We start from the raw sequence: 23226 nt of genomic DNA on the forward strand, positions 1-23226 counted from the left end.
GAGCAATAAAGATTATGACTGACGATAAGAGAAAAAATTCATTATCAACGCGTCTGCACATAGATGTACCTATGTTATTGATCATTATTGCATTACTTGCTTACAGCGCGTTTATCATGTGGAGCGCTAGTGGGCAAGACCCTGAAATGATGGAAAGAAAACTTGGGCAAATTGCCACAGGTTTTATTGTCATGATTGTGATGGCACAAATTCCTCCTCGGATGTATGAAAGTTGGGCGCCGCACTTATTTATTTTTTGCGTGATTTTACTGATTTTTGTAGATGTGTTCGGGCAAATAAGTAAAGGGGCTCAACGTTGGTTAGATTTAGGCTTTGTACGTTTTCAGCCATCTGAAATCGCTAAAATAGCCGTTCCTCTGATGGTAGCGCGCTTTATGAACCGCGATTCGTGCCCGCCTTCATTTAAAAATACACTGATTGCCTTAATACTGATTTTTGTTCCAACACTACTCGTTGCCGCACAGCCTGACCTTGGAACCTCTATTTTAGTCGCGGCTTCAGGGCTGTTTGTTCTCTTTCTTGCGGGGATGAGCTGGCGGCTTATCGCCGTTGCAGCCATCGCACTTGCCGCCTTTATCCCGCTGTTATGGTTCTTCTTGATGCATGATTATCAAAGAGCTCGCGTGATGATGCTACTCGATCCTGAAACAGACCCGTTAGGTGCTGGCTACCATATCATTCAATCTAAAATCGCCATTGGCTCTGGTGGGCTCATGGGCAAAGGTTGGTTACATGGTACGCAATCTCAACTGGAGTTCTTACCAGAAAGGCATACCGACTTTATTTTTGCTGTACTGGCAGAAGAACTGGGTTTGGTTGGTGTTCTTATTCTTTTAGGTCTCTATATACTGCTAATCATTCGTGGGCTGTATATCGCCGCGAGTGCACAGAATACGTTTGGCCGAGTGATGGTTGGCGGTTTGATCTTAATCCTTTTTGTTTATGTATTTGTTAATATCGGCATGGTAAGTGGTATATTACCCGTTGTTGGCGTCCCCCTCCCCTTGGTGAGTTATGGGGGGTCTGCCTTAATTGTATTAATGGCTGGGTTCGGTATTATCATGTCGATACATACACACCGAAAATTTCTATCCAAAAGTTTATAAAATGAGGCTTAGTATGCGTTTACAATGGATAATGCTTGGCATCACTGCCGCGCTACTCAGTGGCTGTGTGACAGAAGACGTTAAGCAGGCACCACAAGTGCCGACAAATGTGCCAACACAAGATGTATTAGGTGCAGAGCCTCATTATGAGCCATATCATCCGACGGCAAATAACGACTATTCCCGTAATGGGCAACAATATCAAATTGTTCGCGATCCAGCTCAGTTTTCACAAGTCGGTTATGCATCAATTTACGGTGCTGAATCGACTGGCAATATGACCGCAATTGGTGAGCGCGTAAACCCCGTTGAATTAACGGCTGCACATCCTACGCTACCAATCCCAAGCTATGTTCGCATTACCAATATGATGAATGGCCGTATGATGGTCGTTCGTGTTAATGACCGTGGCCCTTACATCCCAGGTAAAAGTATTGCAGTTTCCCGCGCAACGGCAGATCGCTTAAATTTAATGCCGACAACAAAAATCAAAATTGATGCAATTTCAGTTGCACAAGATGGCAGTTTATCTGGTGCAGGTACCGTTGGCTCCAACTTTGTCAAACAAAGCTATGCCCTGCCAGGACGTCCACAATTAGGTTCAGGCCCAATGGGCACACCTGTAATGGAAAATTTACCAACGCCAGAAAATGCACTGCCAGTTCAACAACCTAAAGAACCAATGCAGCCCACCATGCCTGACATGAGCTTGCAAACACCAACGCCTACACCTGCGCCTCAAGCTGCGAGTGAAGAAGCGGTACCTGAACGCGGCTTTTTAGTTCAAGCAGGGGCAATTAGTAGCCAAACCAATGCACAATCGATGCTAAATGAGTTAAAAAACCAGTTTAATGTGCCTGGTCGTCTCCAACCTTACAATGGAATTTACCGCGTACAATTAGGGCCATTTAGTACAAGACAACAAGCTGTCGAGGTTCAAGGGCGTTTGCAGTCCGAACGCAACCAAGCTTCGATGGTTATCGCACCTTAAGGCTTCAAATATGTGAAGAGGAAAGAGATAACACCACTTCACATATGAAAAAGATAAAATGCAATAAAATGATTGGCGCAATGTAAAAGGGGCTTTTTTGTTCACTCACTCTTTTGCTACACTGCGCCTCCTTGTGTTAACCGAATTTCGGATGTAATGGTACAACCATGAATAATGTCGCTCCATCACGCATTGTGCGTCACACTGTGCTGGGTTCTGCACTGCTGCTTTTGACTGCCAATATTGCAACTGCTAATGAAACTTTTCCAAATACCTCAATTCCTGCGGCACCGCCAATTGATGCAGAAGCTTATATTCTGATTGATTATAATTCAGGAAAAGTCCTCGCTGAAAGTAATGCAGATCAGCGCCGTGATCCTGCTAGTTTAACCAAAATGATGACGAGCTACGTGATTGGTCAAGCGATTAAATCAGGTAAAATTGGTGCGAATGACATGGTCACGGTAGGTGAAGATGCATGGGCAACAGGAAATCCTGTATTTAAAGGCTCCTCATTGATGTTTTTAAAACCAGGCGATCGCGTCAGTGTTTCTCAGTTAACGCGCGGTATTAACCTGCAATCAGGTAACGATGCCTGTGTCGCGATGGCGGATCATATCGCGGGTGATCAAACCAATTTCGTTCAGCTAATGAATGGCTATGTGAATAAACTGGGCTTGAAAAATACCCATTTCCAAACGGTTCATGGTTTGGATGCCGATGGGCAGTATAGTTCAGCACGAGACATGGCACTGATTGGCCAAGCACTCGTACGTGATGTCCCTGAAGAATATGCTATCTACAAAGAAAAAGAGTTTACCTTTAACAATATCCGCCAAACAAACCGTAATGGCCTGTTATGGGATAAGAGCCTCGCAGTTGATGGGATCAAAACGGGTCACACTAATGCCGCAGGGTACAACCTAGTTGCCTCTGCAACTGAAGGTGACATGCGTTTAATTTCTGTCGTTATGGGCGGCAAAAGTAGCAAAGGTCGTGATGCAGAAAGTAAAAAATTATTAACTTATGGCTTCCGTTTCTATGAAACAGTAAAACCACTGCAAGCAGGGGTCGATTTTGCCAGTGCACCCGTCTGGTTTGGTGATGAAAACGAGGTCAAACTCGGTGTTGTCGAAGATCTCTACCTGACTATACCGCGTGGTCGTTTAAAAGACTTGAAAGCCAGCTATGAACTATCCACTACAGAGCTGCAGGCCCCATTAACAAAGGGCCAGCAGGTGGGGACAATTAGCTTCCAACTAGATGGCAAAACTATCGAGCAGCACCCATTAGCGGTGCTGAAAGATGTTGAAGAAGGTGGTTTTTTCAGTCGCCTAATCGACTATATTAAACTGTTATTCCATCGCTGGTTCGGCTAGCCCTTGAAACGAAAATAAGTCATCCCCATATAGTAAGTATCAATATGTTTGTTGGATGAAGACAACTCATTGGCTGGTTTGATACCAGCCAATCTTTTTCAACCAGCGACACAATTTAAAAAAAATTAGGAGTGCCCATGAAAACGAAATTAGGTGAACTGCTTGAGTTCCCATGTCCATTAACTTACAAAGTAATGGGCTTGGCACAGCCTGAACTGGTTGATCAAGTGATTGAAGTGGTTCAACGCCACGCACCAGGTGATTATGCCCCTGATGTCAAACCAAGCAGCAAAGGTAATTATCACTCAGTGTCGATTACCATTAATGCCACCCATATTGAACAAGTTGAAACCTTGTATAGTGAATTAGGTGCATTAGAATTAGTGAAAGTTGTTCTTTAATGAACGCTTAACTGACAAGCCGAATAGCATCACTGCTGTTCGGCTTTTTTGTTTTATGGGTTAGATAAATAACAAATTAATAACAAAGCAAACTGGAGATATGCTTTTTGCGGAGTTATACTGCCTTCATTTGAACCGTTGGACACAAAATTTTGTCAGACAGAAGCATCATCATTCGCCAACTTGGCCATGCACCTTATCAAACGGTTTCTGATGCCATGCACCAATTTACTGAGTGTCGCACCGCAAAAACCCTTGATGAAATTTGGCTTGTTGAGCACCCGCGTGTTTTCACTCAGGGGCAAGCAGGGAAAGCTGAACATGTTTTAGCTCCTGGAGATATCCCTGTCATTCAAAGCGATAGAGGCGGCCAAGTCACCTATCATGGCCCTGGTCAGCAAGTCATGTATGTTATGCTTGATTTAAAGCGCAATAAAATTGGCGTACGTGAACTAGTCACTGCGCTGGAAAACACGGTGGTAAACACTCTAGCCCATTTTAATATTGAAGCTTACCCTCGCCCTGATGCCCCTGGTGTTTATGTTAATGGGGAAAAAATTTGCTCTCTTGGGTTACGCATTCGCCAAGGTTGCTCATTCCACGGGTTAGCATTAAATATTGATATGGATCTTGAGCCGTTTAACCGTATAAACCCGTGTGGTTACAGTGAGTTGAAAATGACTCAAGTCTGTGACCTCGCCCCCAAAGTGTCATTATCTGATGTTCAGCCTGTGCTAATTAGCCAATTCTGTGACACACTGGGATTTCATATTGTTCAATAATAATGCTATAATTTTTTAACATTTTTAAAAAATTTTTTAATGGGTGAGTTACGGCGCTCCCTGTATTTTGTTTAGAATTAGAACTTATCCATCAGCATAAAAGATAACTGGAACCGTCATATTATGAGTAAACCAATTCAGATAGAACGCGGAATTAAATATCGTGACGCCGACAAAATGGCGCTGATCCCTGTCAAAAATGTGGTGACTGAACGCGAAGAAATTCTACGCAAACCTGACTGGATGAAAATTCGGCTTCCCGCTGACTCAACACGTATACAAGGTATCAAAGCAGCGATGCGCAAAAATGGCCTTCACTCCGTATGTGAAGAAGCCTCCTGCCCAAATCTATCTGAATGCTTTAATCATGGTACAGCTACCTTTATGATCTTAGGGGCTATTTGTACCAGACGCTGTCCATTCTGTGATGTTGCCCACGGCCGTCCTAACGCACCCGATGCAAATGAGCCTGAAAAATTAGCGCAAACGATCAAAGACATGGCATTACGTTATGTGGTGATCACCTCTGTTGACCGCGACGATCTGCGTGATGGTGGCGCACAACATTTTGCGGATTGTATCAGTGCTATTCGCGAGAAAAGCCCATCGATTAAAATCGAAACCCTAGTCCCCGATTTCCGTGGCCGTATGGATCGCGCATTAGAAATCTTAACGGCAACACCACCTGATGTGTTTAACCACAACCTTGAAAACGTGCCACGTGTTTATCGCCAAGTTCGCCCTGGTGCAAATTATGAATGGTCACTGAAATTACTCGAAAAATTCAAAGAAGCTCATCCTGATATCCCAACCAAATCAGGTTTGATGGTTGGCCTTGGTGAGACTAATGCTGAAATCATTGAGGTTATGCGGGATTTACGTCGCCATGGCGTAACCATGCTGACCCTTGGGCAATACTTGCAGCCGAGCCGTCACCATTTACCTGTAAAACGCTACGTAAGCCCTGCTGAGTTCGATGAGATGAAAGAAGAAGCGATGGCAATGGGCTTTACCCATGCAGCTTGTGGGCCTTTTGTACGCTCATCTTACCATGCTGACTTGCAAGCTAAAGGCGAAGAAGTGAAATAAGTACTCAATTTATTCATTTAGTCACCTAGAGACCTGATTTGGGAAACCGAGTCAGGTTTTTTATTGCCAATCATTCCTCAGTTTTTTCCATAAAAAAACTCGCTCCAGTTAACTAGAGCGAGTTTACAGCTGTTCGTTTCTGATTGTTAATTGTTTAAATTACAGAGAGACAACGTTAACAGCAGATGGGCCTTTAGCACCTTCAGTGATTTCAAATTCAACTTTCTGGCCTTCCGCTAGGGTTTTGAAACCGTCGCTAGCAATCGCAGAAAAGTGAACAAAAACATCTTTGCTGCCATCTTCTGGAGTGATAAAACCAAAACCTTTAGATTCGTTGAACCACTTAACGTTACCTTTAACTTTAGACATCAAATTATTACCTTTAAAATAAAATAGACACACCATCTGTATCAAGCTCAGTACATCAGATCTCTGAGTTACTTGTCTACAACCTAGATCACGAAAACCAACTAAAATGATAAAAATATATTATTTATTGGTTATTTCCGCTCTACTTTCGCCAATTATTCTTATCAATAGCAATTAATCCAACTAATAGTATCACCTATAGCGAATTATTTAGATTTTACTTCTCATGTAATAGCAGCCAATCTTTAATATCTAATCCCCCCGTGTATCCCACTAACTTACCATCATGGCCTAACACACGGTGACAGGGCACGATTAATGAAATGGGATTACGTGAATTTGCCATTCCCACCGCACGGCAATAATTGGCAGAGCCTAACTTCAACGCTAAATCCTTATAACTCCAACGCTCCCCATAAGGGATCCCACATAGATGCTTCCATACTTTCTTTTGGAACTCTGTGCCATGGGGGTTTAACGCCACCGTAAACGTTTTTCTTTTGTGGTTAAAATATTCTTTTAATTCTTTAGCACACAGTTTGGAGTGCTCGTTTTTACTCTCTTTTTCTGTTTTTTCATCAACAAAATAGAGGCTCGTGATCCCTTCGTCATCCGCCGTAATATGGACCCACGGCTTAGGAAATTTATCTGGTGTCGCTAAATATTGATGGTACATAGTATCTCCTTAAAAGGATTCATTTACCTGATTGTATATACAGTTATAGAGTAAATTATTTCTACATTGCAATGCTATTTTTTCTTAGTGTGGCAAACGGAATCATCAAATACCCCATTTTTTTTATTTTCAATATAAATAACAACCTAGCAGATAATTAGAATAATTATCATTCAATATTCACTATTCACTATATATTGTGTGGTTGATAAATTTTCAATCTATATATAGTCTTTGGGTATCACATGCCAAGATGCTCTTAGAAATTTAAAAGGTGAATATGATGAATAAGATTACCATTTATAGTAAGCCCAACTGCGTTCAATGTAATGCCACCTATCAAGCCTTAGACCGCAAGCAAATCGCTTATCAGATAATTGACTTAACAAAAGATACCCAAGCGCTTGAATTAGTTAGAAAGTTAGGTTACCAACAGGTACCAGTTGTTGTTGCGGGTGACAAACATTGGGCTGGTTTTCGTCCCGATATGATAAGCCTTCTTGCCGCATAGGAAATCCCATGAAAACGGAATCACTCATCTATTTTTCAAGCCGCTCAGGCAATTGCCATCGGTTTGTTGAAAAATTGGGCTTGCCTGCAACGCGCCTCCCAATCGGGCCACAAGAAATGAGCCCTATTGCCACAAAACCTTATGTTCTACTGCTTCCAACCTACGGTGGCGGTGGCACAAAAGGCGCGGTGCCAAAAGAAGTGATTCAGTTTTTAAATATCGAGGAAAACCGTTTATTCCTTCGTGGTGTGATTGCTGCAGGGAATACTAACTTTGGCGATGCTTACGCAATTGCGGGGGATATCGTCGCACAAAAATGCCGTGTGCCTTACCTCTATCGCTTTGAACTCTTAGGTACTGCAAAAGATGTTCAGTCGGTTAAAGATGGCCTACAAACGTTCTGGCAACATGCCCACAACGAGAGCTTTTCATAATGGATACAATACAAAATAATACTGAAGTTGATTACCATGCCCTGAATGCCATGCTGAATTTATATAACAGCGAAGGTCATATTCAGTTTGATAAAGATAAAGAAGCTGCACACCATTATTTCCGCCAGCATGTTAATCAAAACACTGTATTTTTCCATGATTTAAAAGAAAAACTAGATTTTCTTGTTCAAGAAAATTACTACGAAAACGATATATTGCAGCAATACCGTTTTGACTTTATTAAGTCACTGTTTCAGCAAGCCTATGCGCATAAATTTCGTTTCCAAACCTTTCTTGGCGCATTCAAATACTACACCAGCTATACGCTGAAAACTTTTGATGGAAAGCGCTATTTAGAACGCTATGAAGACCGTGTTTGCATGGTGGCATTAACTTTAGCACAAGGCTCAGAATCACTGGCTAAATTGTATGTCGATGAAATTATTACGGGCCGTTTCCAACCCGCTACGCCAACATTTCTCAATTGCGGGAAAAAACAGCGAGGCGAATTAATATCCTGTTTTCTATTGCGTATAGAAGACAATATGGAGTCTATCGGGCGTTCTGTCAATTCCGCACTCCAACTATCCAAACGGGGTGGCGGAGTTGCCTTTATGATGACCAACTTACGCGAACAAGGCGCCCCAATAAAATTGATTGAAAACCAATCTTCTGGTGTGGTTCCTGTGATGAAAATGTTGGAAGACGCCTTTTCCTACGCGAATCAATTGGGCGCTCGTCAAGGTGCAGGAGCCGTGTATTTACATGCGCATCACCCTGACATTATGCGTTTTCTCGACACAAAACGGGAAAATGCAGATGAAAAAATACGCATAAAAACTTTATCCCTTGGCGTGGTGATCCCAGACATTACTTTTCAGTTAGCCAAAAATAACGAAGATATGTACTTATTCTCACCTTACGATGTACAACGTATTTATGGCGTTCCCATGTCTGAAATCAGCGTCTCTGAAAAATACGCTGAAATGGTGGATAACAAAGCTATAAAAAAATACAAAATTAATGCCCGGGAATTTTTCCAAACGTTAGCTGAAATTCAATTTGAATCGGGCTACCCGTATATTTTATTTGAAGATACCGCCAATAGAGCCAATCCTATTGCAGGGCGAATTAATATGAGCAACTTGTGCTCAGAAATTCTGCAAGTTAATCGCCCTAGCCTGTATGAAGAGGATTTAAGTTACCAAGAAATTGGTAAAGATATCAGCTGCAATTTAGGGTCTATGAATATTGCCAAAACCATGGATTCACCGAACTTTGCACGATCCATCGAAGCTGCTGTCAGAGCACTTAGTGCCGTGTCCGATATGAGCGATATTCGTTCTGTACCGTCTATTGCACAAGGAAACCGTCAATCCCACGCTATTGGCCTTGGGCAAATGAACTTACATGGCTATTTAGCCCGTGAACATATTCATTATGGTAGTGAAGAAGCACTTGATTTTACCAATATCTATTTTTATACAGTGACTTATTACGCCCTAAAAACATCAAACCAATTAGCGATTGAGCGCAAAACCGCCTTTGTTGGCTTTGAGCACTCCACTTATGGCTCAGGTGACTATTTTGATAAATATATCAACGATATTTGGTTACCAAAGACACAAACCGTGCAGGAATTATTCCGACGTTCGGGTATCGAAATTCCCACACGAGAAGACTGGCAAGCCTTAAGACAATCAGTGATCACCTATGGTATTTACAACCAAAACTTGCAAGCCATCCCCCCCACAGGGTCTATTTCCTATATCAATAATTCCACATCTAGCATTCATCCAATTGTTTCTCGTATAGAGATCCGTAAGGAAGGGAAGATTGGTCGAGTCTATTATCCGGCCCCATTTATGGATAACGAGAATCTCGAGTATTACCAAGATGCCTATCAAATCGGCCCTGAAAAAATTATTGATACCTATGCGATGGCCACCCAACACGTTGACCAGGGCTTATCGTTAACGCTCTTTTTCAAAGATGATGCCACAACGCGAGATATTAACCGAGCACAAATCTACGCATGGAAAAAAGGCATAAAAACTTTGTATTACATACGATTACGTCAAACCGCTTTGGAAGGTACTGAAGTTGACGGCTGCGTATCTTGCACTCTGTAATAGGAATCAGAATATGACCACCAATACATCCGCAGCCCCTGTGAAGGCAATCAACTGGAACCGCATTCAAGATGATAAAGACCTTGAGGTTTGGAACCGCCTCACCTCTAACTTCTGGTTACCCGAAAAAGTCCCGCTATCCAACGATATCCCATCGTGGAATACCCTCACTGAAGCAGAAAAAAAGCTGACTATACGTGTCTTTACCGGTCTAACACTGCTTGACACCATTCAAAATACGGTTGGTGCGCCTTGTTTGATGCCTGACTCACAAACGCCCCACGAAGAAGCCGTTTTATCCAATATTAGCTTTATGGAAGCGGTACATGCGCGCTCTTACAGTTCTATTTTCTCCACCTTATGTTCCACCAGCGATGTCGATGAAGCTTTTCGTTGGAGTGAGGAGAATAATGCATTACAGAATAAAGCTAAAATCATTCTTTCTTATTATTGTGATTCACATCCATTAAAGAAAAAAGTGGCGAGTGTCTTTTTGGAATCTTTCTTATTCTATTCTGGGTTTTATTTACCTATGTATTGGTCAAGCCGTGGCAAACTCACAAATACTGCTGACTTAATTCGATTAATCATTCGAGATGAGGCGATTCATGGTTATTATATTGGCTATAAATTCCAAAAATCATTATTGAATTATGATGAAAAAACACAATCAGAAATAAAGAATTTTACTTTCTCATTATTATTCGATTTATATGAAAATGAAGTAAAATATACCCAAGAGTTATATGACCCCGTAGGCTGGACAGAAGATGTTAAAAAGTTCTTACACTATAATGCCAACAAGGCTTTAATGAATTTAGGTTATGAAGCCTTATTCCCTGATACAGTCACAGATGTGAGTGCGGCAATATTATCTGCATTATCCCCTGACGCGAATGAAAATCATGATTTCTTCTCAGGTTCAGGTTCTTCTTATATTATTGGCAAAGCTGTCAGCACAGAGGATGATGACTGGAACTTTTAATCAATTGATTAATTTATTTTACATTTAACTTAAAGCATCAACACCAAACATACCCTGATGAATAATAATAACTTTATTTTTTAGGGTATTTTTTAGACTAAAAAATACTCAAATCAGTTCGTTTTTTATAGGGATATCTGTTTGATTGCTCATTTTTAATGAATTAATCAGGCATTTTTTTCATTTCTCTATTTTAAAACCCGAAAATAAGTTAATAAAATTAATGATTATGGTGTTTTATCTTATTTATTTTCATTCGCTAATTATTACATTATTGTTGTCTAAAAATTATCATCATTAATTCACTAAATCTCATTTGATTATTTTTAATTCTGTCAAAATAAATACAGTCTCACCAGCAAGTTAACTATCTCTATTAATTTTCATATTATTGCTCATACTCGCTACTTTCTTTTGATTATTTGAATGATATTCAGCATTTTTGACACTCATTTTTTTGATTAATTCTGCTTAACCAAGGGTTGTCAGGAGTTTTTATTATGCTAGGGTTTATTGCTTGCAATTTTTACTAATAATCTAATCAGGAGCATTTGAATTTAAACCATAATGAATAAACCCATTAAATTAAAATAGGAATTTCTGCCCTAATAATTTTCAAGCGATAGCCTACGTTTAGGTCTCAATAGGCTCGACTATCATCATTGAATCAACATTATTCATTTGGGCTCCAACTCTTTTGTTGATTGAAAATTGGGTAAATAATATATGGCAATAAAATTAGAAGTTAAAAATTTATATAAAATATTTGGGGAAAATCCTGACTCCGCATTTAAGCTTTTAGAATCAGGAATGGACAAAGATGCTATCTTTGAAAAAACGGGCCTCACGGTCGGTGTTCAAGATGTGAATCTGGCGATTGAAGAAGGCGAAATCTTCGTAGTCATGGGGCTTTCGGGTTCAGGGAAGTCCACTTTGGTGCGCCTCCTCAATCGCCTGATTGAACCTACCAGCGGCCAGGTGCTGATTGATGGGCAAGATATCTCTAATATTTCCGACAAAGCGCTGCGTGAAGTACGTCGAACTAAAATCAGTATGGTATTCCAATCCTTTGCGTTAATGCCACACATGAATGTGATTGATAATACAGCTTTTGGCATGGAACTTTCTGGCATTTCGAAAGAAGAACGCTATAAAAAAGCAATGGATGCACTGAATCAAGTTAACCTCGATAAATGGGCTAACTCATTCCCTGATGAGCTTTCTGGCGGAATGCGCCAACGCATTGGCTTAGCGCGAGCACTCGCTAATGACCCTGATATTCTTTTAATGGATGAAGCCTTTTCTGCTCTTGACCCACTCATTCGAACAGAAATGCAAGATGAATTGCTTTCTTTACAAGGTGATAAACAACGCACTATCGTTTTTATCTCCCATGACCTCGATGAAGCTATGCGAATTGGTGACCGCATTGCCATTATGCAAGGTGGCGTGGTCGTTCAAGTCGGAACACCCGATGAAATACTGAATAACCCTGCCAATGACTACGTCAGAACTTTCTTCCGTGGAGTTGATATTAGCCAAGTATTCAGTGCCAAAGATATAGCGCGAAGACGCCCTAATGCATTGTTGCATATCGCGCCTGGCTTTGGGCCTCGTTCAGCCTTAAAAGTGCTTAATGATGAAGACCGCTACCATGGCTATTTGCTCTCACGCGGCCATACTTTTGCTGGTGTTGTATCCATTGAATCCTTAGAAAAAGCGCTGCATGACAAAGCCGGAATTGAAGCTGCCATTTTGCCAGATATCGAGCCGATTCAAGGTGATACCTCCTTAAATGAAGTCATCTCGACGATTGCACAAGCACCTTGTGCGGTCCCTGTCGTCAACGAAAAAAATCGTTATTTAGGGGTGATTTCGAAAGGCATGCTACTACAAGCACTGGATAAGGAGACGCCAAATGAGTAAGCAAAATCAAGAAAATACCATCGACCAACAGGATCCATGGGCCGATACTCAAGTTGAGCAAACGCCAGAACAAACGCCTGAAACAACCTCATCAGACGATCCATGGGTAACAAGCTCCACGCCAGACCAAAGTGCTTCAGATGATCCATGGGGTGGCTCACCCACAACAGATTCAGGATCCAGTGATTGGCTTAATGCAGCTCCAACAGATAGCATCGTACCCGATCAGTTTAATATTATGGATCCTTTCCAGCATACGCTTATCCCCCTTGATTCATGGGTTGCCCATGCCATCGATTGGGTTGTTCTCAACTTCCGCCCTGTATTTCAAGGAATACGAGCGCCCATCGATTTTATTCTTAGTGGGTTTGAACAATTTCTCACCTCGCTACCGTCTCCCGTAGCCATTATCATTTTTGCATTACTTGCTTGGCAATTTGCAGGACGAGCAATGGGAGTTGCCACCTTTGTTTCGATGATAGCCATTGGAGCAATTGGTGCATGGTCGGAAGCGATGGTGACGTTATCGCTGGTACTCACCTCATTGATGTTTTGTATTGTGATAGGGCTACCGTTGGGGATTTGGCTAGCGCGCAGTGATAGAGCCTCCAGAATCATTCGCCCATTACTTGATGCAATGCAAACCACCCCTGCATTCGTCTATTTAGTGCCGATCGTCATGTTATTTGGTATCGGTAATGTGCCAGGCGTCGTCGTCACCATTATATTTGCATTACCGCCGATCATTCGTTTGACCATTTTAGGGATCAAGCAAGTCCCTGCCGATTTAATTGAAGCCGCGGAATCATTCGGCGCAAGCCCTCGTCAAATGTTGTTTAAAGTGCAATTACCACTCGCTATGCCAACCATTATGGCTGGGGTTAACCAAACCTTAATGTTAGCACTGTCAATGGTGGTTATCGCATCAATGATTGCAGTCGGGGGCTTAGGCCAAATGGTCTTAAGGGGGATAGGCCGCCTTGATATGGGCCTCGCATCCGTCGGGGGTGTCGGTATTGTGATCCTCGCCATCATTTTAGACCGCCTTACCCAATCTTTAGGGCAAGATACTCGTGGTAAAACACCGACTCGTTGGTATCAGAAAGGCCCTATAGGACTGGTCGTACGCCCATTTTGCAAAAAAACAATTAATTAAAACATCCTCCATTCACCTGAGTGCCATTCACTTGGCACTTAACTTGGCTCTTCCCATTACAGCCAAGCTCGCTGCGAAATAAAACAGAGGGAACAATATAATGAAACGTAAAATCATTCTTGCATCTGCACTGACAGCCATATTTACCGTTCCATTGGCAACCGCTAACGACCTACCTGGTAAAGGAATAAAAATTAATCCTGTACAAAGTACAATCAGTGAAGAAACATTCCAAACACTGATCGTTGCAAAAGCCCTTGAGGAACTCGGCTATGATGTTCAGCCTATCAAAGAGGTCGACTATAACGTAGCTTATGCATCCATTGCGAATGGTGATGCAACTTACTTAGCCACCAGCTGGGTTCCTTTGCATAATGCCCAGTATGATGCTGCTGGCGGTGATAACGTGTTCTATCGTCAAGGGAATTATGTCGTCAATGCGGCTCAAGGCTACCTCATCGACAAAAAAACGGCTGAAAAATACAATATTACCAATGTGGAACAACTCAAAGATCCTAAAATTGCCAAACTCTTTGATTCAAATGGCAATGGTAAAGCCGATTTAACAGGCTGTAACCCAGGCTGGGGTTGTGAAGCCGCCATTAATAATCATTTAAAAGCCTATGATCTCGAAAAAACAGTTGATCACAACCAAGGTAACTACGCGGCAATGATGGCAGATACCATTACCCGATATAAAGAAGGTAAGCCTATTTTATACTATACATGGACACCTTACTGGATCAGTGATGTGCTCAAGCCTGGTCGTGATGTGGTCTGGCTAGAAGTGCCTTTCTCTTCAATGCCAAACGGTGAAAAAACAGACACGACGTTACCTAATGGAAAAAACTATGGTTTCCCACCGAATACCATGCATATCGTGGCTAACAAAAAATGGGCTGCGGATAACCCTTCAGCAGCAAAATTATTTGAAGTGATGAAGCTGCCTATTGCGGATATCAATGCGCAGAATTTAAGAATGCATAACGGGGAAGCCTCACAAGCGGATATTCAACGTCACACAAATGCTTGGATAAAAGCTCACCAATCGACATTTGATGGCTGGGTGAAAACAGCGAAGGAAGCCGCTAAGTAAGCATAAATCACATAATAAAATGCCTAAAGCCACCCGCTAATCTGGGTGGTTTTTTGTATCAATGGCAAAAAGAAATAAACCAAGGTAATGAATTTTGTTTATAGTAGTCGCCTAGCTAATATTAGGTAACCCACATGAAACAGACCCAAACTGCTGAGCTAACAACGGGCCTCACAATTTTGATGGCCATTGCGACAGGCCTTGTCGTTGCCAGCAACTATTATGCCCAACCACTGTTAGATACCATTGCTGCTCAATTTAACCTGACAACTAATATGGCAGGGTTTATTGTCACAGCCGCACAGCTTGGCTACGCAGTCGGTTTACTGTTTTTAGTTCCTCTAGGGGACTTATTTGAACGAAAACGTCTAATATTATTTATGACGTTTCTTTCCGCTTCAGGCTTACTCATTACTGCTCTTTCAACCAATATTTGGCAAATCCTATTAGGAACGGCACTCACAGGACTATTTTCTGTTGTTGCTCAAGTACTTATTCCAATGGCAGCCTCCATTGCACACCCCAATAAACGGGGGAAAGCCGTTGGAATTATTATGAGTGGCTTACTGCTGGGGATTTTACTGGCGAGAACGGTATCTGGCGCAGTGGCAATGGTCGGAGGCTGGCGAGCGATTTATTGGGTCGCATTTGTTTTATTAATTATCTTATTAATTGTATTAGCGATTAAATTACCTCGCTATCATCAAAAAGCCAATCTTAACTACTTTCAATTACTTTGCTCTATTGGTCGCTTATTTTTTAGTACACCTGTTTTAGCTGTCCGAGCCTCACTGGGTGCACTTTCTTTTGCCAATTTTGGTTTACTGTGGACAGCAATGGCATTTTTATTAGCGAGCCCCCCATTTAACTACTCTGAAGGAACTATCGGTTTGTTTGGCCTTGTTGGTGCAGCGGGCGCATTGATGGCATCTCAAGCAGGGCACCTTGTGGATAAAGGTAAAGGCAAGATAATCACCACAATTGGACTCGTTTTATTACTGCTCTCCTGGTTACCCATTGGCTTAGCAAAACACTCCTTGATCGCCTTTATTATTGGCATTTTAGTTCTTGACCTTGCCGTTCAAGCTGTCCACGTTACCAGCCAAAGCACCTTATATCGAATTATGCCTGAAGCGCGTAACCGCCTCACTGCAGGGTATATGACCAGTTATTTTATTGGTGGCGCACTCGGCTCGTTATTATCAGGTTATGCCTATGAGCGCGCAGGCTGGGAAGGAGTCGCAATTGCAGGCGTTAGTTTAACGGCCTTAAGCTTAATTATTTGGGTCATTGGTATCCGATTTGATCCAACTATCGCTGCTTCAGATGAATAATGCGTTTTCTTTTCTGCGGCTGTTAACATTTTGTTTTAAATGTTATCAGCCGCACGTTAATACTTAAAAATACATAATATATTCAGAGTGGAATCATCACTTTTCTTACTCATATTTATGCATAATCAATAAATTACCATCAATAATTCAAGATAATAGTTATATGTTGTTATTATTACCATGGCAAAAGTTAACAAATGACACTGTTAAACAAATACTATAGCTCTTCAGTAAGGTATAATTATTGTTAATTCAATAAGTAATTACTGGTAATAATAATTATACAAAATTAAAAAATAGGTACTTACACTTAGATGATCACAATATCTATCTAACTTGTAATTATTGGGTAATAAAAAAAATGGTATTGAGTTAATACGATGTGATTATATATTGTTTTATATGGTTTTGTTTGACGTATAAATTGCATTTATTTTGGTTAAATTATAGCCAAATAAACTTAAATAGGCTAGAAATGCACTTTGCGCTATACTGAAACCCATAAATTACATTCATAATATTTATGAATCATGTATCATTATCAAAATAAAATCATCGATATTAATTAAGTATAATTGCTAATTCTATCTTTTAATATACCATTTAGATGGTTGATGACAGTTGTAATCTTACCAACTGAAACTAATAAGGTATCCAAATAATGGAAAGTTCATTTACACCGACAGAAGAGCTTTTAAATGCTCGTGTCGCGCAACAAGATACACACGAAAAACCGATCCCGTATCAAGAGATACTCTTAACACGCTTATGTATGCATGTTCATGGAAAATTACTTGAATCTCGTAATAATATGCTACGAGCTCAAGGAATTAATGAAACACTTTTCATGGCCTTAATGATCTTAGATACAAAAGATTCACGCAGTATCCAACCTTCTGAGCTCAGTGCAGCGCTTGGTTCATCTCGCACCAATGCGACACGCATCGCTGATGAACTCGAAAAGAATGGTTGGATTGAACGTAAAGAAAGTCACAATGATAGACGTTGTCTACATTTGCACCTCACCGAAAAAGGCTCAGAGTTTTTAAGTGGTTTGTTACCGCCACAACATCGAGCGTTAATCGATATCTGGTCAGTTTTAGAAGCTGATGAAAAACAACAGCTTGATAAACTAATGCGTAAATTACTGACAAAACTGGATACTATAAAAGATTAACCATTATTTTTGTAAGGTTAATGTATTTGAGGCATTCGAAGGCTTAAAAGCAAAAAAAAACTTTTCAGCCTACAATATTTCATTATCCTTTCAACCTTGTGCTTTACGATATTCCCATCAAGCAACAAAATCATTTGTAGTCTCAGTTTCCAGTGGTTATTACTAGCTACTGGAAACAACCGTGATCCTTATCCATCAAAAATGGAGTAATACCAGTATGAGTTCCCCTGAGGAAATGCAACAAACGCAAGCTCCCCAACGAAATAAAAAAAGACAGCGCAAAAATGCCTTAATGTTTTTAACGTTTATTTTTATCGCTATTGGCGTGGGTTGGGGCGTTTACTGGTATTTAGTCCTTCGCCATTATGAGTCAACGGATAACGCTTACGTTGCTGGTAACCAAGTGCAAATTCAATCCCAAGTATCAGGGAGCGTCATGACCGTTAACGTTGATAATACTGACTTCGTACAAAGCGGTACTGTGCTAGTTGAACTTGACCCTCGAGATGCTGAACTTGCACTGGATAAAGCCAAAACCGAACTGGCAAATAGTGTACGCCAAACCCGCCAGCACATTATTAATAGCCGCCAGCTGCAAGCTAATATTGATGTTAAACGTTCTGAATTAGGGCGTTTACAAAACGACCTAAAACGCCGTGAAGTGCTAGGTAGTAGTAATTTAATTGGTAAAGAAGAGCTACAACACGCCCGTGAATCAGTCGTCAGCGCAAAAGCCGCATTGGACATGGCAGTTGAACAATATAATGCTAACCAAGCGATCGTGCTTAACTCGCCCATTGAAAAACAACCCGCAGTAGAACAGGCTGCGACTCAAGTTCGTAATGCATGGCTAGCCTTACAACGCACCAAAATTGTTAGCCCAGTAGACGGTTATGTCTCTCGCCGTAGTGTGCAAATTGGCTCACAAATCACCCCATCAACACCATTAATGGCTATCGTTCCATCGAGTGGCATGTGGATTGATGCAAACTTTAAAGAAACGCAACTTGCAGATATGCGTATCGGCCAACCAGCGAAAGTAACAGCCGACTTCTACGGCAAGGACGTGGTCTTTAACGGTACAGTGGTCGGTTTAGACATGGGAACGGGAAGTGCATTTTCATTATTACCTGCACAAAACGCCAGTGGAAACTGGATAAAAGTAGTACAGCGCCTGCCCGTGCGTATCGCGTTAGACCCTGCGCAACTTGAAGAACGCCCATTGCGTATCGGTTTATCCACTGAAGTGACGATTGATACTCTCAATAAAGATGGCAAAGTACTGTCAAAAGGCATGCGCGATGCGCCAGCTTACCATACATCTGCATTAGCGGTGGATATGTCTCCTGCGGACAAAATAGTTACTGAGATAATTAATAATAACGCTGGGAACAAATAATTGGGGGCGCAACTGACATGACAGCACCGCTCACTGGTTCAAAACTGGCTTGGATGACTATCGCCCTTTCCTTGGCGACCTTTATGCAAGTACTTGACTCAACCATTGCTAACGTTGCTATCCCAACGATTGCGGGTAATTTAGGAGCATCTAACTCCCAAGGAACGTGGGTGATTACCTCGTTTGGTGTAGCAAATGCAATCTCTATTCCCGTTACTGGCTGGCTAGCACGGCGTATTGGTGAAGTTCGACTATTTCTATGGTCAACGGGTCTCTTTGCCTTAACATCTTGGTTATGCGGCATTTCTGGCAGCTTAGAAATGCTAATTTTATTCCGTGTACTTCAAGGTTTAGTCGCAGGGCCACTGATCCCTCTATCCCAAAGCCTACTTCTGAACAACTACCCCCCTGCCAAGCGCAGCATGGCACTGGCACTTTGGTCAATGACCATTGTTGTGGCTCCAATTTGCGGGCCCATTCTTGGGGGCTATATTAGTGACAACTACCATTGGGGATGGATATTCTTTATCAACGTCCCATTCAGTGTGGCGATTATCTTTGCCATCATGCGCACTTTAAAAGGCCGTGAAACAAAAGTTTCCATCCAACGCATTGATACTATTGGTTTAGTCTTACTGGTTGTCGGGATTGGTGCACTGCAAATCATGCTCGACCAAGGGAAAGAGCTGGATTGGTTTAACTCAACCGAAATCATTGTCTTGACGGTGATCGCCGTTGTGGCGATAGCCTTCTTAATTGTCTGGGAGTTAACTGACGACCACCCTGTCATTGACCTCTCTCTATTTAAGGAACGTAATTTTACCATCGGCTGCTTATCACTCAGCCTCGCCTATATGCTGTACTTTGGTACCATCGTCTTGCTCCCGCAGTTGTTGCAAGAGGTCTATGGTTATACTGCAACATGGGCGGGCTTAGCCTCTGCACCCGTTGGGTTATTGCCGCTACTGATCACGCCAATTATCGGTAAATTTGGTAACCGCATTGATATGCGTTATTTAGTGACATTCAGCTTTATTATCTATGCTGTCTGTTACTACTGGCGTGCTTATACCTTTGAACCAGGTATGGGCTTTGCAGCAGCTGCCTGGCCGCAATTTGTTCAAGGCCTCGCGATTGCCTGCTTCTTTATGCCATTAACCACCATTACCTTATCGGGGTTACCCCCTGAAAAAATGGCATCGGCATCTAGCTTATCTAACTTTACCCGAACGCTAGCGGGGGCAATTGGTACCTCGATTACCACGACAATGTGGACACAAAGAGAATCCATGCACCATGAAAATCTTGCAGAATTTGTCAATCCATACAATCCAAATGCGCAGCATATGTACAGTGAATTGGCTCAGATTGGCATGAATGAGCAGCAAAGTGCAGCTTACTTAGCCAAAACCATTACAGATCAAGGCTTAATCTTATCAGCTAATGAAATTTTCTGGTTATCCGCAGGGATCTTTATTTTGTTGATGGTGATCGTCTGGTTCGCTAAACCACCATTTGGCGCTGGGTCGAAAGACGGTGGTGGCGCTCACTAACTTCAAATTAACCCTACATTTCCGTGTAGGGTTAATTTTGCTTCATTTTTTCCCATCAAATACACTAGTTCAACCATTAATCTGCTTAGGTAAACGCTCATGAAATCATGGATTGAAAACAGTCAGGTATTAGCATTGATTAATACAATAAGTGATATTCAGGCGGAGCAATTCCGCAGAAAACTTATTTGCTATGTCAACCAATACCAAGAGGTTTATCCATTCGATATTTTGGACGATGTTCAAGCCTATATGCAGTTAAAGTTAGAGGCTGATGACTTGAATTTTAATACAGTCCCCGATGAAATTAAGCAGGCTCTTACAGAAGGTTATTACGAATACTGCATCAGTTTAAACGAAATATCTGCGGCATATATGATAGTAACTAAATCCACACCATTAACGCGTTTAGATCTCATTCAGTTCACTAATCACTTATTAGAAGCTTATTCATGTAATTATCCAGAAAATGAATTTCTCGTGCCGAAACTTGCTGAGTTTGCAGATTTATTTACTCACTAACCAAATAGTAGATAGAAAAAAGCCATACGTGAAAACGTATGGCCTTAGGAATCATATCGATAAGACAATTATTTAACTTGGTTTTGCTGCCACCATTGTGCCAACATCACCCCTGTAGCAACAGAGACATTCAGGCTTTCAACTTTGCCCGTTCCGCCGATAAACAGGCTCATATCCCCTTGATCCCACGTACTATCGCTCAAACCATCACTTTCTTGGCCTAAAACAAGCACCATTTTGGCTGGCAATTTTGCTTTTGCTAAATCTTGGCTGCCTTTATGGCTTGACGTGGTCACGATGGTGTAACCCGCTTTGCGGAATTTCTCTAATGTGGACGTTAGACCGTCAGCATCAATAGCTTTAATGTGCTCAGCACCACCCTCTGCGGTACGAATTGCCGCACCAGATTCCAACATGCCCGCATCTTGTAAAATCACACCTTGCACACCAAAGTGGGCGCAACTACGCATGATCCCGCCTAAATTATGTGGGTTACCAACATCTTCCAGCGCTAATACACAATCTTTTTCTGCGGCTTGTGCTAAATATGCATCTGCGCTCATGCCGCCTCGTTTTTTGATAATAAAGCACACGCCGCCATGGTGTTCTGTTCCAGAGGCTTTCGATAACTCTTCATCATCAACAACATGGTAAGCTTTACGGTTTGCTGCCATCCATTTCAGGGCATCACGAAAACGTGGGGTGACAGATTGCAAGAACCATGCGCGAACAATGGCATCTGGTCGATTTTTAAACATCGCTTGGCACGCATTTTCGCCGTAAATTCGGGTCTCTTCTTGGCGTTGCTTGCGCAGTTGCTCAGGGTCGATTTGGCTTTTGCCAACAATCCCACCATGGTCATTTTCAAATTCTTCGCTATCTGGTTTAGAAACAGTGCGCCACGGAGAACGCTCACGCGGTGTACTCTCGCGGTTATCTGAACGGCGTTCTTGGCGGCCACCTTCAGGGCGATTTGAACGCCCCCCTCTTTCTTGACGGCCACCATCACGTCGATCACCACCGCGTTTATCGCTACCACCACGTCTATCATCGCGACCACCGTCACGACCGCCACGGCGTTTATCGTTACCTTTGTTGTCCTGCTCTTCGCTGCGGACATACATCACTTTTACTTTGCCGTTTTTACCACTAAAATCATTCGAGTCGTTCATCACTATCCCCTACTAAGCTATGGCGCGAAGATTACATGATGTTGCAAGGCTACGCTACCGATTCGCGCTATTATCTCACCGAAAAGTTATTGAATATACCTCTATCGCATAGAAATCGTTTTGCGTACAATATGCGGCTTATTTTATAGCCTGTAAAACAGTAATCGAACATGACACCTAATGCCGTTTATCACCTCCGCCAGCAACGCCTCGCCTTATCGACAAAACCTTTTAAAGCAAGGGGCTGTCGCGTAAAACGCTGCCAATATTGCTTGCTACCCATTCCGCAATGCCTGTGTCAAAAAACAGCGTCCGCTCAAGCGAAAAGCCAATTTTGCTTAATCATGTTTGATGGTGAAGTATTTAAACCTAGCAACACGGGAAAACTGATCGCGGATGTTCTGCCTGACACCCTTGCTTTTCAGTGGTCAAGAACAGCTCCAGATGCACTACTTTTAGCAGCCTTACAGGATGATACCCGCCAGCCTTATCTCATATTCCCTGAAAGCTATGCACAAGAAAACCGTGTTGTCGTGAATGAACCGAACATCTCTGATAAGCCAGCTTTATTTATTCTATTAGATGGAACCTGGCCTGAAGCGCGCAAAATGTTCCGCAAGAGCCCGTACCTCAATAACATTCCAATGCTATCCATCAATACAAAAGCTCGGACAGACTACCTGCTACGCACACCATCCCGTGAAGAACAGCATTGCACTGCAGAAGTTGCCGCAACCATATTAGAGCTTGCTGGTGATATCCAAGCCTCACAGCAGTTATTTAGTCATTTTAGCCTGTTTCGCCAAAAATACCTTGAAGGGAAACCCCATCACCCTGTGGCACAAATGGTGTTAAACGCAGCGGTTCCCTAACTATTTTTAGGGACTGTTTTCACGATTTTTTTCGTAAGCAGTTCCAAGAAATAGCAACTTTCGGATAAACGTCATCATAAAACGTGAAGGTGCTTGTATAAATTAATTAAATTCACCAGATAAACTAGCGCAATATAAAAGAT

Annotated in this window: 22 protein-coding genes; 19 read left to right on the top strand and 3 right to left on the bottom strand. The window is 41.9% G+C overall.

The features are described from left to right. Positions 1-14: 14 nt before the first annotated feature. From mrdB to lipA, 6 genes are all read left to right on the top strand, one after another. Positions 15-1127 carry a peptidoglycan glycosyltransferase MrdB gene (gene mrdB / locus ACE2AL_RS15390; RefSeq protein WP_272539839.1) on the top strand — a complete coding sequence of 371 codons (1113 nt, stop codon included), beginning with the start codon at positions 15-17 and terminating at the stop codon, positions 1125-1127. A 13-nt stretch (positions 1128-1140) separates the two neighbouring features. Next, positions 1141-2118, top strand: a complete 978-nt coding sequence (rlpA, locus tag ACE2AL_RS15395; RefSeq protein ID WP_206085257.1) for an endolytic peptidoglycan transglycosylase RlpA — start codon at positions 1141-1143, stop codon at positions 2116-2118. Positions 2119-2285: 167 nt separating this feature from the next. Further along, positions 2286-3497, top strand: a complete 1212-nt coding sequence (gene dacA / locus ACE2AL_RS15400; protein WP_206085256.1) for a D-alanyl-D-alanine carboxypeptidase DacA — start codon at positions 2286-2288, stop codon at positions 3495-3497. Between the two features lie 137 nt (positions 3498-3634). Beyond that, complete coding sequence (gene ybeD, locus ACE2AL_RS15405; protein WP_047756149.1) at positions 3635-3898, top strand: DUF493 family protein YbeD; 264 nt, start codon at positions 3635-3637, stop codon at positions 3896-3898. 218 nt (positions 3899-4116) lie between these two features. Beyond that, on the top strand, positions 4117-4680 hold the full coding sequence (lipB, locus tag ACE2AL_RS15410) for a lipoyl(octanoyl) transferase LipB (protein WP_241016873.1): 564 nt from the start codon (positions 4117-4119) through the stop codon (positions 4678-4680). Positions 4681-4803: 123 nt separating this feature from the next. Beyond that, positions 4804-5769, top strand: coding sequence for a lipoyl synthase (gene lipA, locus ACE2AL_RS15415; protein ID WP_206085254.1), 966 nt, complete (start codon positions 4804-4806; stop codon positions 5767-5769). Between the two features lie 159 nt (positions 5770-5928). Here the strand turns inward: lipA and cspE are convergent, their stop codons facing one another. Both cspE and ACE2AL_RS15425 read right to left on the bottom strand, forming a co-directional pair. Next, positions 5929-6138, bottom strand: coding sequence for a transcription antiterminator/RNA stability regulator CspE (gene cspE / locus ACE2AL_RS15420; protein WP_206085253.1), 210 nt, complete (start codon positions 6136-6138; stop codon positions 5929-5931). Positions 6139-6355: 217 nt separating this feature from the next. Beyond that, positions 6356-6814: a methylated-DNA--[protein]-cysteine S-methyltransferase gene (locus ACE2AL_RS15425; RefSeq protein WP_206085252.1), complete on the bottom strand. Its 459-nt coding sequence runs from the start codon at positions 6812-6814 to the stop codon at positions 6356-6358. Between the two features lie 283 nt (positions 6815-7097). On the opposite strand from ACE2AL_RS15425, the gene nrdH reads away from it, so the two are divergent. From nrdH to ACE2AL_RS15485, 12 genes are all read left to right on the top strand, one after another. Beyond that, complete coding sequence (gene nrdH, locus ACE2AL_RS15430; protein ID WP_206085251.1) at positions 7098-7325, top strand: glutaredoxin-like protein NrdH; 228 nt, start codon at positions 7098-7100, stop codon at positions 7323-7325. 8 nt (positions 7326-7333) lie between these two features. Beyond that, positions 7334-7759, top strand: a complete 426-nt coding sequence (nrdI, locus tag ACE2AL_RS15435; RefSeq protein WP_206085250.1) for a class Ib ribonucleoside-diphosphate reductase assembly flavoprotein NrdI — start codon at positions 7334-7336, stop codon at positions 7757-7759. Continuing rightward, positions 7759-9891 carry a class 1b ribonucleoside-diphosphate reductase subunit alpha gene (gene nrdE / locus ACE2AL_RS15440; protein WP_375083663.1) on the top strand — a complete coding sequence of 711 codons (2133 nt, stop codon included), beginning with the start codon at positions 7759-7761 and terminating at the stop codon, positions 9889-9891. Before nrdI ends, nrdE begins: the two co-directional genes overlap by 1 nt. Before the next feature lie 13 nt (positions 9892-9904). After that, the gene (nrdF, locus tag ACE2AL_RS15445; protein WP_206085248.1) at positions 9905-10876 is read left to right on the top strand and encodes a class 1b ribonucleoside-diphosphate reductase subunit beta; all 972 of its coding nucleotides are present in this window, start codon (positions 9905-9907) and stop codon (positions 10874-10876) included. Between the two features lie 726 nt (positions 10877-11602). Continuing rightward, positions 11603-12802, top strand: a complete 1200-nt coding sequence (gene proV / locus ACE2AL_RS15450) for a glycine betaine/L-proline ABC transporter ATP-binding protein ProV (RefSeq protein WP_206085247.1) — start codon at positions 11603-11605, stop codon at positions 12800-12802. Beyond that, a complete protein-coding gene (proW, locus tag ACE2AL_RS15455; protein ID WP_375083664.1) occupies positions 12795-13958 on the top strand; it encodes a glycine betaine/L-proline ABC transporter permease ProW in 1164 nt (387 codons plus the stop codon). Before proV ends, proW begins: the two co-directional genes overlap by 8 nt. Before the next feature lie 100 nt (positions 13959-14058). Next, positions 14059-15054 (top strand): glycine betaine/L-proline ABC transporter substrate-binding protein ProX, encoded by a 996-nt coding sequence (proX, locus tag ACE2AL_RS15460; RefSeq protein WP_375083665.1) that lies wholly within the window; start codon positions 14059-14061, stop codon positions 15052-15054. Between the two features lie 134 nt (positions 15055-15188). Continuing rightward, on the top strand, positions 15189-16388 hold the full coding sequence (locus tag ACE2AL_RS15465) for an MFS transporter (RefSeq protein ID WP_206085244.1): 1200 nt from the start codon (positions 15189-15191) through the stop codon (positions 16386-16388). 661 nt (positions 16389-17049) lie between these two features. Continuing rightward, positions 17050-17565: a transcriptional repressor MprA gene (mprA, locus tag ACE2AL_RS15470; protein WP_206085243.1), complete on the top strand. Its 516-nt coding sequence runs from the start codon at positions 17050-17052 to the stop codon at positions 17563-17565. A gap of 217 nt (positions 17566-17782) precedes the next feature. Further along, on the top strand, positions 17783-18964 hold the full coding sequence (gene emrA / locus ACE2AL_RS15475) for a multidrug efflux MFS transporter periplasmic adaptor subunit EmrA (protein WP_206085242.1): 1182 nt from the start codon (positions 17783-17785) through the stop codon (positions 18962-18964). A 17-nt stretch (positions 18965-18981) separates the two neighbouring features. Continuing rightward, the gene (gene emrB / locus ACE2AL_RS15480; RefSeq protein ID WP_206085241.1) at positions 18982-20517 is read left to right on the top strand and encodes a multidrug efflux MFS transporter permease subunit EmrB; all 1536 of its coding nucleotides are present in this window, start codon (positions 18982-18984) and stop codon (positions 20515-20517) included. A 99-nt stretch (positions 20518-20616) separates the two neighbouring features. Beyond that, on the top strand, positions 20617-21039 hold the full coding sequence (locus ACE2AL_RS15485) for a hypothetical protein (protein WP_206085240.1): 423 nt from the start codon (positions 20617-20619) through the stop codon (positions 21037-21039). A gap of 68 nt (positions 21040-21107) precedes the next feature. Here the strand turns inward: ACE2AL_RS15485 and ACE2AL_RS15490 are convergent, their stop codons facing one another. Then, positions 21108-22211, bottom strand: a complete 1104-nt coding sequence (locus ACE2AL_RS15490; RefSeq protein WP_206085239.1) for a tRNA/rRNA methyltransferase — start codon at positions 22209-22211, stop codon at positions 21108-21110. Positions 22212-22381: 170 nt separating this feature from the next. On the opposite strand from ACE2AL_RS15490, the gene ACE2AL_RS15495 reads away from it, so the two are divergent. Then, a complete protein-coding gene (locus ACE2AL_RS15495) occupies positions 22382-23083 on the top strand; it encodes a tRNA-uridine aminocarboxypropyltransferase (protein ID WP_206085238.1) in 702 nt (233 codons plus the stop codon). Positions 23084-23226 lie beyond the last annotated feature (143 nt).

It is taken from the genome of Providencia xihuensis (assembly GCF_041953405.1).
GTDB classification, from domain to species: domain Bacteria; phylum Pseudomonadota; class Gammaproteobacteria; order Enterobacterales; family Enterobacteriaceae; genus Providencia; species Providencia vermicola.